The following is a 15,177-nucleotide window of genomic DNA, read 5'->3' as shown; positions in this document are numbered from 1 at the left end:
GCATTCCGTCGGATAAAAGCCCGGCTAAGGGCCGAAAGACAGCGGAATTATACGGATCTCCGCCGGCATGTCGGCGTGACACCGCTCATCGCCGACACGGCAAAAAATCCCGCCCCGGCCGATAATCGGCTATTCGCCCACCAGTCAGCGCCCCCGATGGAACTCGCCCAGCTCAGCCACACCCTCCGCCAGGATGCCCTCAGCGTGGTGTTCGTCAATGTGCTGCTGCAGCAGATGGGCGTGCCGGTGCCGGCGCTGCCAACCCTGCTGCTGGCCGGCAGCCTCGCCGCCGGACCGGATGGACTTGGCAAGCTGCTGGCGGTGGCTGTGCTGGCCTCGGTCATGGCCGACTGGGCCTGGTACGGTGCCGGCAAGCTGTTCGGCTACCGGGTGCTGGCCGGGCTGTGCCGGCTGTCGCTCAACCCGGCCTCCTGTGTCAGCCAGACCGAAGCGCGCTTCATCCGCTGGGGCCTGTCGTCGCTGGTGGTCGCCAAGTTCATCCCCGGCTTTTCAACGGTAGCGCCGCCGATCGCCGGCGCGCTGCGCATGAACCTCGGTGGCTTCCTGCTGGCCGCGGCGGCCGGCGCCGCATTGTGGGCCGGTGCGGCGCTGAGCGCCGGCTGGGTGCTGAAGGAAGCAGTACAGGCCACCATCGTCGCGCTGGACGAACACATGGGCCGCGCGCTGGTGGTGCTCGGTTTGCTGGCCGGCGCCTGGCTGGGCTGGAAGCTGTGGCAGAAATACCGTTTCCGCCAGCAGTGCGCGATCGCCCACATCACACCGGCCGAACTGCTGGCGGCATTGGAATCAGCCGACCGGCCGCTGGTGCTGGACCTGCGCGGCGCGACGATGATCTCCGCCACCGGCCCGATCCCCGGCACGCGGGTCGCGGAACACGACCGCCTGCACGAGGCGGTCGGCGACTGGCCGAAGAGCCGCCCCATCGTCACCCTGTGCGCCTGTCCGGAGGATGCCGGCGCGATCCAGGCGGCACGCCACCTGCTGGAAGCCGGCTACCTGTCGGTACGGCCGCTGCAGGGCGGCTACGAGGCCTGGCTGGCGGCCACCGGCCAAGCTGCGCCGGCGGACCCTCAGTAACCCGGCCAGGGCAGCGGCGGCGCGACCAGACGCCGCTCGCCGGGCCCTGCCACCGGGCCGAAACGTGCATCGCCGCTTTCCCACGCCCGCTGGGCCGCGGCGATCTCGTCCTTGCTGAAACCGACGAAGTTCCACCACATCAGCACCGGCTCGCCGAAGGGTTCGCCGCCGAGCAGCAGGATGCGCCCGCCCGCCGACAGCAGCGCATCGAAACGCACCTGCCCGTCACCGAGATAGGCCAGTTCGCCGATCCCGAAACGCTCACCATCGATGTCGATATGGCCCTCCAGCGGCAGCACCGCGTATTCGAAGCCAGGTTCCAACACCAGGCCGATGCGGCCGCCCGCCGTGCTGCTCACATCCAGCCCGACCAGCGGCGAATACAGACGCGCCGGCGCCACGTGCTCGCCATGGCGCCCGGCCAGCAGCGTGAACACGCAGCCGCCCTCTTCCCAGCGCGGCAGGTCCGGATAGTGCTCGAAAGCCGGCTCGCGCTCCCGCTCTTCAAACGGTAGTGCAATCCACAGCTGCGCGGCATGCAGGCGGGTCTCGTCAGGCAACGAATCCTCGGTATGCACGATGCCGCGCCCGGCGGTCATCAGGTTGACCTGGCCCGGGCGGATCACCTGCTCATGGCCGAGGCTGTCCCGGTGCAGCACCTCGCCCTCGATCATCCATGTAAAAGTCTGCAGACCGATGTGCGGATGCGCCCCGACGTGCATGCCGTGGCCGGTCTCGAAGTCCCGCGGCCCGATGTGGTCGAGGAAACACCAGGCGCCCACCATGCGCCGCTCGCGGGTCGGCACGGCGCGCCGGATCGTCAGCCCTTCGCCCAGGTCGGCCGTGCGGGCCTCGATACGCTGGATCGTCATGGTCCTGTCCTCCGGCTCGTTCAAGCACTCAGTTCGGTATGGATGCGCACCTCGCCGGTGAGCAGCTTGTGCATCGGGCAGGCGTTGGCGATCTTGAGCAGCTGGGCGCGCTGCTCGTCGCTGAGTGCGCCGCCCAGGTGGATCAGGCGCTCGATGTCGTTGCCGGCCTCCGGCTTGCCCGCCGGGTTGAGCCGCAGCTCCACGCGTACACCGGTCAGCGGCCATTGGCGGCGTGTCGCCACCATCTTGAGGGTGATCGCGGTGCAGGTGCCGAGGCTGCCGAGAATCAAGCGCTCCGGCGACGGGCCGGCGTTGCCGCCGCCCAGTTCGACGGGCTCGTCGGCGGACCATACGTGGCCCAGATCATCGGACAGCTGCACGAGGTAGGGGGTGTCCTGCAGGACGGCTTCGACGCGGGATGTTCCGGACATGGTTCCTCCGAGGAATGACGGCAAGACGCCGGGTCCTGCTGCGACTCCGGCGCCCGCCGAACGTTCCTCAGCGCGGATGCTGGCCCTTGCGCACCGCGTCTATCATCTGGAAGGCGATGGTAGATGGATGGGGCAGCATCGGCAACGCATCGAGGGAATACCAGCCGATGTCCTCGATCTCGCTTTCCTGGGCGACGACGTCGCCGCCAGCGTAGTCGGCAAAGAAGCCGAGCATCAGCGAGTGGGGGAAAGGCCAGGGCTGGCTGCCAAACCAGCGGATGTTGGCGATCTCGATGCCGGCCTCCTCGCGGATCTCCCGGCGCAGGCAGTCCTCGACGGTTTCGCCGGCCTCGACGAAACCGGCCAGCGCGCTGTAGATGCCCGGCGGAAAATGCGGCGAGCGGGCCAGCAGCAGCTCGTCGCCCTTCAGGACCAGGCCGATGCACACCGGCGAGATGCGCGGATAAGCCTTCGCGCCACAGGCCCGGCATTCCCGCGCCGGCTCGCTGGCGCTGGTGTGCAGCGGGCCGCCGCATTCGCCGCAGAAGCGGTGCTGCTGCAGCCACGACACCAGCTGGCGGGCACGGGCGAGCGCCTCGTGCAGCCCGTCGGGCCAGCGGCCCCACAGCTGGCGGTAATCGCGGGTGGTGAATTCCGGCGGCACCCCCAGATGGGCCGGCCACAGGCGCAACTCGCAGGGGAGACCATCCAGGCTACCGATGGTGATCGCCTCCAGGCACGGGCCGAGCTCCGCCAACCGTGTCGGGTCCGGCAGCTGCAGATCCGGATCCAGCAGCAGCGACGTCCCGACGAACGGAAACACCCACGACGCGATGGCCCCTCCGGCCACCCCAAAGCTCGGCACGAAACCCGACATAAGCAAACTCACCCTAAGCACGGGCCGCCGGCATGCGGCGGCGGAAGACAGGATCTACCCGACGGGGGTAGTGGTCACGGCTTCACAATACGTAATTTTTGGAGGCACGACCAGCCAGTCATCGAAGCGCCGCAGCGCCTGCTGCAGGATCTCCGAACCGACATGGACATCCCATGCGGTACGGTCCCGATACAGCTCGTACAGCACGAATGCATTGTCCTGCCCCACTGGCCGGTGCACGGCGTAGAACAGAGTGCCCTCCTCCAGCGCTGCCGCCGCCGCGAGGTCACGCAGGAGCGCCTCCAGATTTCCATCGAAAGCCGGTTTGGCCGCCAGCTCCACGATCAGTCCATACATCTGAATGCTCCATGTCCGTAGTGAAGGAGTACCCAGCATGCCGACGCGCTAGATCTGCGTATTGTAGAAATGCGTCCCGGTCCGGACCCGGCGCAGGTATTCGCCGGGCGCACACCCGACCCGTGCACGGAAGTCACGGTTGAAATGCGCCTGATCGTAATAGCCCCGCGCCGCCGCAACTCCCGCAGGCCGCGCTGCCGCCTCCAGCACCAGATCGCGGACCACGTGCTGGAAGCGGCACAAGCCCTTCACCTCACCGGGCGTCTGGCCCGTCAAAGCCAGAAAACGGCGCTCCAGCTGACGGCGGCCGAGACGCAGCCGGTCAGCGAGCGTGTCGACCGGCAGTTCGCCGGCCTGGCGGTACAGCAGCGCCATCCCGGCCTCCACGGCAGCATCCCGTGCGTCCCCACACAGGCGGTCGACCAGAAAGTGCTGGATCAACGCCAACCGTTCGTCGTGGTTCTTCGCGTAAGACAGGCACCCAAGCAGAGCCCGCCCCTCGGCACCCCACAGATCGGCAACGGAATGGTTACCGTCATGCAGTTCCCGGGCCGGCACGGCCGTGAACCGATGGATCATGCCAATCCGGAAACGCACTGCGATGAAGCCCAGCCCGGACGCAGGGGCCAATTGAAACGTCCGTCGGCGCTGGCAGAACAGATGGCCGGCATCCGCCCGTCGGAACGCGCCGGCGGCGTCTTCCCAAGCAAAGGGCTCGCCGTAATGGAAATACAACTCTGCTCCGGTTCCCGGCAGCACGGTGGGCAGGGTCACCACTTCGCCGGCCTCCCCTTCCCATCCCCACAGACGATCGATGAAGGGGCGCAAGACAGGCAACGGACTCAACTGGAAAGTCCGCATCGAATCGACCTCAAGCACCGCGCACGAAGCGCGTCAGGCTGACGTCCACCGTCAGGTCCAGGGCCTCCAGTGCCGCCGCGCGGGCCCGGCCCTCCGCCGTGGCGCGGTACAGGTGCGGCGTCATCGTCAGCAGGTCGGCGATCTGCGCCGCGCTATCGAGGCGGATGGCGGCCCGGACGCTGTCCACGCCGTGCAGCCGGAAGCCGTCCGGCGCCTGCGTCTCCGGCGGGCGCGGGGCTTTCAGCGTCGGATAGATGATCTCGCGCAGCTCGCGCAGGTGATCCGGCCCCGCGTCCACCTGCAGCAGCTCACCGCCGGTCCGCAGCACACGGGCAAACTCGCCGTACACCGGAAAGCCGAACAGGCACAGCAGCCGGTCCACGGTGCCCGCCAGCACCGGCAGGTTGGCATTGCTGCCGACCACCCAGGCGACCCGCTTGTCGCGCTTGGCCGCAGCCTGCACGGCCCATTTGGATATGTCGAGGCCCAGCACGGCCAGCTCCGCGCCGCCAGCATCCGCCGCCGCGGCCAGTTCGCGCAGGTAGTAACCCTCGCCGCAGCCGGCATCGAGACAGGCCACCGGCCGGCCGACGGGCAGGTCGGCCAGCACGGCGCGGCTCACCGCGTCGGCGATGGGGCGATACACGCCGCGCTCCAGGTAGCGCCGCCGCGCCGCCACCATTTCCTTGCTGTCGCCCGGATCGCGGGAGCGCTTCTGCTGTACCGGCAGCAGGTTGATGTAGCCCTGGCTGGCCAGGTCGAAACTGTGGCCGGCCGCGCAGCGCCAGGCGGTGCTGCCGGGGAGCAAGGGCTCTCCGTCGAGGGGACAGGCCAGGGCCTGAAATGGGGAGATCATGGGTGGATTCAGAGGGTCGGATACGCTGTCGACGCGGGCCTGCACGATACCCGAGATCTCAGTCCGCAAAAAACCGGTAGGTGTTGCGCCCCGCAGCCTTCGCGGCGTACATGGCCCTGTCCGCCTTCTTGAGAAGTTCCTGGGCGTCGTCGCTGCCGTTGATGGGGTACACGGCGATACCGATGCTGGTGGAGACGTGGAGGGGCGTATCGGCGATCCGGATCGGCTCGCCGATGGCCTGGATGATCTTGTCGGCAACCCGTGCGGCGTCTTCCGCACGGGTGACTTCGGTGAGCACCACGATGAACTCGTCGCCCCCCTGGCGGGCGATGGTGTCGCCGCTGCGCACGCAAGCCTGCAACCGGTTGGCGACATGCTTCAGCAGTTCGTCGCCGGCATCGTGGCCGAGGGTATCGTTGATCTGCTTGAAGTGGTCGAGATCGAGGAACATCACCGCCAGCGAGCGCCCGAAGCGCCGGGCTTGAGCCAGGCCGTGATCGAGACGGTCGGACAGCATGCGCCGGTTGGGCAGGCCGGTCAGCACATCGAAGAAAGCCAGTTGCTGAATCCGCGCTTCGTCGTTCTTGTGGTCGGTGATATCCCGGTTGGAAGCCCGGCGGCCGAGGAACTCACCGGATTCGGAAAACACCGGCAGGCAGATGTGCTCGATCCAGCGTACCTGTCCATCGGGCAGCAGAATGCGGAAGCAGAATTCGCAGGTGTCATCCTTGTCGATGTGGTGCAGCAGATGCTCATCGACGATCGCCCTATCGTCCGGATGGGCGATATTGCGCAGAAAATCGGGGTCGGCCATGAAATCCGCCGCCGGGCGGCCGCTCACCCGTTCGCAGGACGGCGAGCTGAACAGGGGTTGGCGGGTCGGCGAAATCCAGGTTTCCCAGTCGTAGGCGAATTTCGAGATGGTCTGGTACTTGGTTTCCGACTCCGCCAGCAAGGTCCACGCTCGGGCCAGTTTCCAGCTGCCCAGCCCGGCCAGTACCAGCATCAGTCCGGCGGCACCGGCGACCCGCAGCCAGATGTGCTGCGCAATGGCATCCCGCTGCTCGCCGGGCCAGTGGGAGACGACTTTCCAGAAGTAGTCGCCACCCGCACGGCGCGACGCGGCGGAACCCAGCGGGCGCACGGTTTCCCAGGTCCATACCCCGTCCTGCAGCGCCACCTGCCCGCGTTCCGCCGCGACGATGGCTTTCCATGCCGCGGGAGCCCGGACGCCCATGCTCGCCTCGGCACGCTTGAACATGAAGCCCCATTCGTCGGCCGTTTGGGGGCTTTTCAGCCAGTAGCCCTGCATGTCGACGAGCATGCCGCGCCCGGCAGTAGCCGTTGCGAAAGCCTGCAGGATGCCGTTCCCGTAGTAGTTGAGGACCAGCACGCCGCGCTTGTGGCCGTCCGCATCGACCACCGGAGTAGCCACGCGGAGCATCGGCTTGTAGGGGATCTCGATGCGCTCGTGCTCGATGTTGAGGTCCAGGGGCGAGATGAACACCTTGCCGACGCCGAGGGGCAGCGCCTCGCGGAAATAATAGCGTTGCGCCTTGTTCTGGAGTTCGGTAGCCGGCACTGTCACGGGGTGACCTTGGCGCAGGTCCACCCGCACCCGCTCCATGCCGCTTTCGTCGAGCCAGCGGATCTGGTCATAGACCTGCTTGGCCCCCGAGAAGGCCGCGAAATCTGCAGCCAGCAAGGCCAACCGGGCCGCGCTCGGTTCGTGCACCGCGTCGCGCAGGCTACGCAGCCTGGAAAGGAACAACAGATCCCCGGCCACCGGCTCGATATTGAAAGTCGCCGCACCGGCGCCAAGCCTGACCTGGGCCAGCTCCAGTTCGCACCGATACGCCAGTTCGCGCTCGACTTCCAGATGACCGTAAACCATCGCCCCTCCGGCCAGCAGCGCGGCGAGGGGGAAGAAGAGACGGATAAAGAGCTTCCGGAAACTGATCATGGCGTCGAAGCCCGTTGCGGGTGGCGGATGCGCCCCCCATCCGCCGATCTATTCAATGACCGATGCTATCGGTTCTCCGGTGGCGACGTGCCTGTTTGGCGGAATACATGCGGCGGTCGGCGACTTCAAGCAACTGTTCGATATCGTCGCTGTCCTCCGGCAGACAGGCCGCGCCGATGCTCACGCTCAGCTCATGAGCCCGATCCTCGTAGCTGAACGGCCCGACGACGCTGGAATACAGGCGCTGCACAGCGGTATCGATGCTGGTCGGTTGATCGACCGGGGTCAGCAGCATCGCGAACTCGTCGCCGCCGAGCCGAGCCACGGTGTCCGATTCGCGGGAGGCGGTGCGCAGGCGCCTGGCCACTTCGCGGAGCGCCGCGTCGCCGACGCGGTGACCGAAGGTGTCGTTGAGCTGCTTCAGGCCATCCATGTCGATCATCAACACGCCGGCCGGCCGGCCATCGCGGCTCCGGCGCGCCACCACTTTGCGCAGGCGGTCCATGAACAGGGAACGGTTGGCCAGATCGGTGAGACCGTCGTGGGTGGCCTTCTGGAAGAGCTTGTCGCTGTCGAGCTGGGTGGCGAAATGCATCGCCGCCGCTACCAGGTCGGACAGCAGGCCAAGCAGCGCTTCGTCCTGCACTCGGAAAGCCCGCGGCTGCTCGGACATGGCCTTCAGCACACCAACCACCTTGTTGTCGAACTTGAGCGGCATGACGATCATCGAGCGCAGGCCGATCCGGCGGCAGGCAGCCTGGTCCACCCGCAGGTCGTGCTCGGTATCGTCGCTGCGCAGGATGGAGCCGCTTTCCACGCACATCCCCGACAGGCTGTTGGCCTGGCGCAGGCGCAAGCCCAAGTGGGGGCCGGCGATGCCGGAAGCCGCCGCGTAGACCATGTCGCCCTCCTGGGCCAGCTCGATCGCCGCGCCGTCGGCATCGATCAGGTCCAGCGTGCGCTCGACCACCAGCGCCATCACTTCGCCCAAGTCCAGCCCGGCTTTGACGATCTCGGTCTGGATCTCGATGACTTTCAGCAACTGCTCCTGGGACGGCATGCCAGAGGGTCCTTGTGGTTGTTTCAAAACTATCAAATTCGCTACAAAACCATACTTAAGGCGTGGGCAATTGGCAACTTGGCAGATCACGCTGCAGCGCAATATCTCACGGCGCGTTGAAACACCGAAGAGCGCAGGCGGAAGGATGCTCAACAGTCCGCGGCGATGTGCCCGTCTACCAGCCGGATAGTCCGGTCGCAGCGGGCTGCGAGGCGCGTGTCGTGGGTCACGATGAGGCAGGCGCAATCGGTCTGGCGGTTGAACTCGCGCAGCAACGCGAAGATGTCGTCGGCGGTGTGGGTGTCCAGGTTACCGGTCGGCTCGTCGGCGAGGATCAGGCGCGGCCGCAGGGCCAGCGCACGGGCAATGGCGACGCGCTGCTGCTGGCCGCCAGACAGTTCGGCCGGTTTCTTGTAGGCGTGGGCCTTCAGGCCGACCGCGTCGAGGAGTTGCAGCGCCGTCGCCTCGGCCTCGTCGTCGGGCGCGCCGCGGGCGATGATGGCCGGCATCATCACGTTTTCCAGAGCACTGAAGGCCGGCAGCAGGTGGTGGAACTGGAACACGAAACCGATGCTGCGCCCGCGCAGCGCGGTGATCTCGGCTTCCGACAGGGCCGCCGTGTCGCGCCCGCCGATGGACAGGCGCCCGCCAGTGGGCCGTTCGAGCAGGCCGATGATGTTCAGCAGCGTGCTCTTGCCGGAGCCGGACGGGCCGATCAGCGCGGCGAACTCGCCCTGCGCCAAGCTCAGGTCGATGCCGTGCAGCACCTCGGCCTCCACCGGCGTACCGACGTTGTAGGCCTTGGTCAGGCCGGCGAGCTCGATGACCGCGTCGTTCATGAACGGATCGCCTGCACCGGGTCCATCTTCGCCGCGCGGCGCGCCGGAATCAGCGCCGACGCGAGACCGACGCCAGTGGCCACAAGCGCCGCCAGCACGATGAAGCGCGGCTCCAGCTCGGCGGCGAACAGTGGGCTGCCGTCGGCGTTGCGGTAAATCGCCGAGAACATGTTGAGCAGCCCGAAAGCCAGCAGGCTGCCAAGGATAGAACCGACCGCGCCGACCAGCGCGCCCTGGATCAGGAAGACCTGCAGGATCATCGCGCGGCTGGCGCCCATCGCACGCAGAATGCCGATCTCCTTCTGCTTCTGGACCACGCTGACCACCAGCACGCTGGCGATGCCAAGGGCCACGATGAGGATCACGAAACTGCGGATCAGGTTGTTGGAGACGGTCTGGTTGCGCAGCGCGGCGAGAAGCTGGGCGTTGGTCTGCATCCAGCTGTCCACGGTGAGGCCGGTGGCGCCCTGCAGGCGTTCGGCGATGGCTTGGGCATCGAAGATGTCGGCCACCGTCAGGTCCAGGTTGGACACCCCACCCGGCAGATCGAGCAGGCTCTGGCCCAACGGTAGGGTCACGAAGACCCAGCGGCGGTTGAGGTCCTTGTTGCCGATGTCAAAGATGCCGCCCACCTGCAGCAGCTCGTCGCGCCCGTTGGGCAGCGCAACACGCAGCTTGTCCTCCAGGCGGATGCCCAGGTCCTTGGCCAGCTCGGAACCGATCACCGCGCGGGTGCCGTCCACCGCGAAGCGGCCGGCGACCATGTATTCCTCCATACGCACGATGCGCCGGTAACGTTCCGCGTCGATGCCCATCAGCGCGACGGACTTGTTGGCCTGGCCGCGCACCGCGAAGGCCGGGCCGGTGACCGTCGGCGACACCGCGGTGACGCCGGGCGTCGCGGCGGCCAGCCGGGCGACGTTCTCCCACTGGTCCACCGAACGCAGGCGCTGGGCACGGGGTTCGATGACCACCGCCGAGGCCGGATCGTCGAAAGCGCGACGGTTGGCCTCTTCCAGCGGACGGATCACCACGTGGGGCTGGGTGCCGAGCACCCGGTCCACGATTTGCGCCTGCAACTGGGTGATCAGCTGGGTCAGGAAGACGATCACCGCCACCCCGCCGGTGGTGCCGGCGAGGATCAGCAGGGTCTGCATGCGCCCCTCGCGCAGGAAGCGCAGCGCGACCAGCGGCGCGAAAGGCAGGCGCAGCTTCAACGCATCATGCCCTGAGGAACCTGCACGCCGCCGACCTTGGGCTTCTTCGCCTCGCGGATGCGCAGTTTGTCGCCCTCCAGCGCGCCGGAGGCCGGCAGCACGGCTTGGTCGCCCTCGGCGAGACCCTTTAGGATTTCCACCTGGCCGATGCCAGCGAGGCCGAGTTGCACGTCAGCGCGCGCCGCCACGCCATCCTTGGCCAGCAGCACCCACGGCTTGCCGCTGTCCAGGTCACGCACGGCTTCGGACGGCAACACCAGCGTGGCATTGCGGTGGCCGGTGACGGTTTCCACCGACACGGTCATGTCGGGGCGCAGGAAGTCCGGCGGCGACGGAACACGGAAACGGATCTCGACGGTGCCCCGCTGGGGGTCCACCGCCGGCGCCAGGTAATACAGCGTCGCGTCGAAAGGCCGCGCCGGATAGGCATCGGCGACGCCGCGGGCCTGCTGGCCGGGTTCCAGCAGGCGCAGGTTTTTCTCGTCAACCGTCGCATAGACGCGGGTTTCACCGCTGTCGGCCAGTTCCAGCAGCACCTTGCCAGCCGCGGCCACGTCGCCGGGTTCGGCCTTGCGGCTGAGCACGACGCCCGTCGACGGCGCGGTGAGAGTCAGCAGCGCCGCCCGTGCGCGGGCGTTGGCGAGCTGGGCACGAGCCTGCGCGACGCGGGCCTCGGCGGCGACCTTTTCGGTGCCGCCGGGCTGTTGGGCGGCCAGCTGGGCCCGCGCCGCCGCCACTGCGGATTCGGCATTGGCGGCATTGCGCAGCGCGTCGTCGGCCTTGGACTGGGCATAGAAGCCGCGCCCGACCAGCTGATGGGCACGCTCGGCCTCGGCGCGGGCCACCGACCGGTTGGCTTCGGCCTGGGCCAGTTGCTGGGCCGCCACCGGGCGGCCGAGGGCCTCGATCTGGGTCAGGCGCGCTTCAGCCTCGGCCAGCGCGGCCACCGCCTGGCCGATCAGCGCCTCGGCGTCGTCGGCACGCAGGCGGGCCAGCACCTGGCCGGCCTTGACCTTGTCGCCCTCACGTACGGCAACTTCAAGCACCGTGGCAGCCAACGGGCTGCCGATGGAAATCCGCGCCGGCGTGACGATACGACCGGTGGCCACCACCGACTGGGTCAGCGGCCCCTTGTGCACCGCCGCCACGTCCACTTCGCGCCCCTTCGGCCACAGCAGCACAGCCGCAACCGCGCCGGCCGCGGCCAGCGCCAGGATCAGCCCGCGACGCCTCACGCCGGTTCGGCCAGGAGTTTGTCGAGAAGGGCGTGGAGCTTGGCGAAGTCCGGCTCGCCGAGGTATTTCTGGACGATCCGGCCCTGCTTGTCGAGCAGGAAGGTGGTCGGCGTCAGGCGCACCTCCTCGAAGCCCTTGGCGGCCTTGCCACCGCTGTCGAGGGCCACGGTGAAGGGCAGGCCGTTCTTCTGCGCGTAGTTGCGCACGTATTCGGGCGGATCGTAGTCCATCGCGATGGCGACGGTCTCGAAGCCCTTCGGCGCGAACTTCTTGTACGTTTCGACGATCTTGGGCATCTCGGCCACGCAGGTGGTGCAGGTGGTCGCCCAGAAGTTGACCAGCACCACCTTGCCCTTCAGGGACGACAGCTGGCGGGTCTGGCCGTCGAGGGTCGTGAAGCTCACGTCGGGCGCCGCCGCCGGCTGGCTGCAGCCGTGCAGGAAGGCCAGGATCAGGACAGGCGCGACGAGACGCGTGATAGCCTTTAATAACATCGTGTTCAACCGAGAAAGAAGGAGGTAAGCCGTGCGTGCGATTCTGAGAGCTTTGCTGTTGCTTGTCATCTGTAGCCAAGCCTGGGCCCTGGGTCTGTCCGACCTGACCGACAAGGATGCGTCGGGTGGTCTGAAGGATGCCCTCGTCCAGGGCGCCGGCAAAGCGGTTGGACAGCTGGGCGCGGACGGTGGTTTCCTCAACAACCCGAAAGTGAAGATCGGCCTGCCCGACAGCATCGCGCCACTGGAAGGGGTCTTGCGCACGATGGGCCGCGGCAAGGACGTGGACGCCCTGATCGCCACGATGAACAAAGCCGCCGAGCAGGCCGTGCCGAAGGCCAAGGTCCTGCTGGTGGACGCGGTGAAGAAGATGAGCGTCGAGGATGCCAAAAAGATCCTCACCGGCGGCGACGATTCGGCCACCCAGTATTTCAAGGAAAAGACCTCCGCCCAGCTGGCCGAATCCTTCCTGCCTACGGTGAAGGAAACCACCGACAAGCTGGCCCTGTCCGCCCAGTACAACAAGCTTGCCAGCAAGGCCAGCCAGTTCGGGCTGGTCAAGGGCGACGAGCTGAAGATCGAGAACTACGTGACCCGCAAGGCCCTCGACGGCCTCTACCTGATGATCGCCGAGGAAGAGAAGGCGATCCGCAAGGACCCGGTCGGCGCCGCCACCGGCCTCGCCAAGAAGGTCTTCGGCGCGCTCGGCCAGTAAGCCGGCGCCCGCCTCAAGGAAACGTCGGGCCGCCCCAAGTTTCCTTGCCCCCCGCGGGGGGGTGGGCTGGGCGTAGCCCGGCCCTGGGGGCGCTCAGAACCTGAAGCCCACCGTCAGGCGGGTGGCGTTCACGTCGCTGAAGTTCTGCCACGGCTCGTAGGCCAGGCGCAGGAACCAGGCCGGGAAGTCGTAGCCGAGGCTGAGGCCCCAGCCTTCCACCGGGCCGCTGTCGGCGATGCCGGTCTTCCGCAGCACATCGATGGTGACCCGCTGCCCGTTGCCCACCGGCCAGCGCGCCACCGCATGGACGTGCTGCTGGTGGGTGCCCAGGCGGTCGTCGCGGATCGCCATCAGGTAGTAGGTGCGGCCGCTGTCGTCCCGGTAACCAGCGGCCAGCGACAGCGCATCATTGGGGTCGAAGTTGAGATTGAAGTAGGGCCGGGTGTTGGTGCGCCCGATGCCGACCTGCACGAACCACGGCTCACCCAGCTCGACACTGAAGCTGCCGCCCCAGAATCCGCCGGAGGCCCATTGCAGGGACGGCTGCAGCGCCAGCGTCGAACCCTCGAAGGGTTGCCAGCTGGTATCCATGCCGGCCCGCCCTTGGGTACCGAAATCCCGGTCGCGATACGCCCCCAGCCACACGGAGGAGTCGCCGCGACGGTAGCGCAGGTTCACGTCCTGACCGCTGAAGTTGCCGCCGTAGCGGTACTCGCCGAAGCTCAGCTTGAACGGCCGGTCGGCCGCCGCGGCCTGCACGGCGGCGGCATCGCCGGGCAGGCGGGCCTCGTCGGAAGCCATGGCAGCAAGGCTCGCCGTACCCGCAACGGCAAGAACAACCAGCTTCTGAACGCGCATCAAGACCACCCTTGCGAAAAACACACGGCGCGATCATAGCCGACGCAGTTCACGATCGCGTTCAACTGGGCGGAACCGAAAGCCCGCTGCACACTCTGCGTCATTAAGGAGGCCGGCAGAGCGTCCTGCCCCGGCCCGTCGGAGGAGGAAGACAAAGTGAACAATGTTTCGCACATCCCGTCCTACCTGTCGGCCGAGCATCTCGGCCCGTGGGAGACCTTCCTGGTGCAGGTGGACCGGGTCGAACCGCACCTGAACCCCGAGCTGCGCACGCTGACTCCCATCCTTACTCGCCCGATGCGGGCTTTGATCGTCAACGTGCCGATCCGCCTCGACAACGGCGAGATGGGGCATTTCGAGGGCTACCGGGTCCAGCACAACCTGGCCCGCGGGCCGGGCAAGGGCGGCATCCGCTTCCACTCGGAAGTCACGCTGGCCGAGGTGATGGCCCTATCGGCGTGGATGACCGTCAAGAACGCCGTGGTGAACGTGCCTTTCGGCGGCGCCAAGGGCGGCGTACGGGTCGATCCGCGGCAGCTGTCCACCGCCGAGCTGGAGCGCCTGACCCGCCGCTACACCAGCGAGATCCACATCCTGCTTGGCCAGGACAAGGACGTGCCGGCCCCGGACATCAACACCAACGAGCAGACCATGGCGTGGATCATGGACACCTACTCGATGAACGAGGGGCGCACCGCGATGAGCGTGGTCACCGGCAAGCCGATCAGCCTGGGCGGCAGCCTGGGCCGCAAGGATGCCACGGGCCGTGGGGTGTTCGTCTCCACCGTCGAAGCGGCCCGGCACATCGGCATGGACATCGCCGATGCACGGGTCGCGGTGCAGGGCTTCGGCAACGTCGGCGAGGCGGCGGCAAGGCTGTTCTCCAACGCCGGCGCGAAAATCGTCGCGATCCAGGACAGCACCGGCGCCATCGTCAATCCAGCCGGCCTCGACGTGCGGGCGGTGAAGGCCTGGCGCCACGAGCACGGCACGCTGCAGGGCGCGCCGGGCGCCGAAGCGATCTCCACCGACGACTTCTGGCAGCTGGAAACCGATGTGCTGGTCGCCGCGGCATTGGAAAACCAGATCACCGCCGCCAACGCCGGCCACATCCGCACGCGCATCATCACCGAAGGCGCCAACGGCCCGACCACGCCGGAAGCCGACCTGATCCTGCAGGAGCGCGGCATCACGGTGATCCCTGACGTGCTCGCCAACGCCGGCGGCGTGACGGTGAGCTACTTCGAGTGGGTGCAGGACATCAGCGCCTTCTTCTGGACCGAGGACGAGATCAACGCCCGCCTCGACCGCATCATGCGCGAAGCCTTCGCGGCAGTCTGGGATTCGGCCCAGGCCAAGGGCATCCCGCTGCGCACCGCCGCCTTCGTGCTCGGCTGCGAACGGGTGTTGCTGGCCCATAAGGTGCGTGGGCTGTATCCATAAG

The 15,177-nt window shown here is 67.5% G+C and carries 16 protein-coding genes; 3 read left to right on the top strand and 13 right to left on the bottom strand.

The window, feature by feature from the left end; all coding sequences use genetic code 11:
- Nucleotides 1-156 precede the first annotated feature (156 nt).
- A complete protein-coding gene (locus tag AC1PPK_RS04385; protein ID WP_481116633.1) occupies nt 157-1,098 on the top strand; it encodes a VTT domain-containing protein in 942 nt (313 codons plus the stop codon).
- On the opposite strand, the gene AC1PPK_RS04380 is transcribed toward AC1PPK_RS04385, so the two are convergent.
- From AC1PPK_RS04380 to AC1PPK_RS04325, 12 genes are all read right to left on the bottom strand, one after another.
- On the bottom strand, nt 1,092-1,970 hold the full coding sequence (locus AC1PPK_RS04380; RefSeq protein WP_481116632.1) for a pirin family protein: 879 nt from the start codon (nt 1,968-1,970) through the stop codon (nt 1,092-1,094). The genes AC1PPK_RS04385 and AC1PPK_RS04380 overlap by 7 nt on opposite strands.
- A 20-nt stretch (nt 1,971-1,990) precedes the next feature.
- On the bottom strand, nt 1,991-2,401 hold the full coding sequence (locus AC1PPK_RS04375) for an OsmC family protein (RefSeq protein ID WP_481116631.1): 411 nt from the start codon (nt 2,399-2,401) through the stop codon (nt 1,991-1,993).
- A 67-nt stretch (nt 2,402-2,468) separates the two neighbouring features.
- The gene (gene nudC, locus AC1PPK_RS04370) at nt 2,469-3,278 is read right to left on the bottom strand and encodes an NAD(+) diphosphatase (protein WP_481116630.1); all 810 of its coding nucleotides are present in this window, start codon (nt 3,276-3,278) and stop codon (nt 2,469-2,471) included.
- Between the two features lie 54 nt (nt 3,279-3,332).
- On the bottom strand, nt 3,333-3,635 hold the full coding sequence (locus tag AC1PPK_RS04365; RefSeq protein ID WP_481116629.1) for a putative quinol monooxygenase: 303 nt from the start codon (nt 3,633-3,635) through the stop codon (nt 3,333-3,335).
- A gap of 48 nt (nt 3,636-3,683) precedes the next feature.
- On the bottom strand, nt 3,684-4,481 hold the full coding sequence (locus AC1PPK_RS04360) for a helix-turn-helix domain-containing protein (protein WP_481116628.1): 798 nt from the start codon (nt 4,479-4,481) through the stop codon (nt 3,684-3,686).
- 25 nt (nt 4,482-4,506) lie between these two features.
- Nucleotides 4,507-5,352: a putative RNA methyltransferase gene (locus AC1PPK_RS04355; protein WP_481116627.1), complete on the bottom strand. Its 846-nt coding sequence runs from the start codon at nt 5,350-5,352 to the stop codon at nt 4,507-4,509.
- A 58-nt stretch (nt 5,353-5,410) separates the two neighbouring features.
- Nucleotides 5,411-7,315: a diguanylate cyclase domain-containing protein gene (locus AC1PPK_RS04350; RefSeq protein ID WP_481116626.1), complete on the bottom strand. Its 1,905-nt coding sequence runs from the start codon at nt 7,313-7,315 to the stop codon at nt 5,411-5,413.
- 52 nt (nt 7,316-7,367) lie between these two features.
- Nucleotides 7,368-8,375, bottom strand: coding sequence for a diguanylate cyclase domain-containing protein (locus AC1PPK_RS04345; protein WP_481116625.1), 1,008 nt, complete (start codon nt 8,373-8,375; stop codon nt 7,368-7,370).
- A gap of 149 nt (nt 8,376-8,524) precedes the next feature.
- Nucleotides 8,525-9,214: an ABC transporter ATP-binding protein gene (locus AC1PPK_RS04340; protein WP_481116624.1), complete on the bottom strand. Its 690-nt coding sequence runs from the start codon at nt 9,212-9,214 to the stop codon at nt 8,525-8,527.
- Nucleotides 9,211-10,431 (bottom strand): ABC transporter permease, encoded by a 1,221-nt coding sequence (locus AC1PPK_RS04335; protein WP_481116623.1) that lies wholly within the window; start codon nt 10,429-10,431, stop codon nt 9,211-9,213. The genes AC1PPK_RS04340 and AC1PPK_RS04335 overlap by 4 nt, the downstream gene beginning before the upstream one ends.
- On the bottom strand, nt 10,428-11,666 hold the full coding sequence (locus AC1PPK_RS04330) for an efflux RND transporter periplasmic adaptor subunit (protein ID WP_481116622.1): 1,239 nt from the start codon (nt 11,664-11,666) through the stop codon (nt 10,428-10,430). The genes AC1PPK_RS04335 and AC1PPK_RS04330 overlap by 4 nt, the downstream gene beginning before the upstream one ends.
- Entirely contained in the window at nt 11,663-12,160 is a 498-nt protein-coding gene (locus tag AC1PPK_RS04325; RefSeq protein ID WP_481116621.1) for a peroxiredoxin family protein, read from the bottom strand. The genes AC1PPK_RS04330 and AC1PPK_RS04325 overlap by 4 nt, the downstream gene beginning before the upstream one ends.
- A gap of 31 nt (nt 12,161-12,191) precedes the next feature.
- On the opposite strand from AC1PPK_RS04325, the gene AC1PPK_RS04320 reads away from it, so the two are divergent.
- Nucleotides 12,192-12,875: a DUF4197 domain-containing protein gene (locus AC1PPK_RS04320; protein ID WP_481116620.1), complete on the top strand. Its 684-nt coding sequence runs from the start codon at nt 12,192-12,194 to the stop codon at nt 12,873-12,875.
- Between the two features lie 93 nt (nt 12,876-12,968).
- Here the strand turns inward: AC1PPK_RS04320 and AC1PPK_RS04315 are convergent, their stop codons facing one another.
- Nucleotides 12,969-13,733: a hypothetical protein gene (locus tag AC1PPK_RS04315; RefSeq protein ID WP_481116619.1), complete on the bottom strand. Its 765-nt coding sequence runs from the start codon at nt 13,731-13,733 to the stop codon at nt 12,969-12,971.
- Nucleotides 13,734-13,889: 156 nt separating this feature from the next.
- Here AC1PPK_RS04315 and AC1PPK_RS04310 point away from each other — a divergent pair, with 156 nt between their 5' ends.
- Complete coding sequence (locus tag AC1PPK_RS04310; protein ID WP_481116618.1) at nt 13,890-15,176, top strand: Glu/Leu/Phe/Val family dehydrogenase; 1,287 nt, start codon at nt 13,890-13,892, stop codon at nt 15,174-15,176.
- Nucleotide 15,177: the final 1 nt, after the last annotated feature.

The organism is Zoogloea sp. JDB1, from assembly GCF_056724025.1.
The sequence above is the reverse complement of the archived record's forward strand: the minus strand, read 5'-3'. Positions and strand labels throughout refer to the sequence as shown.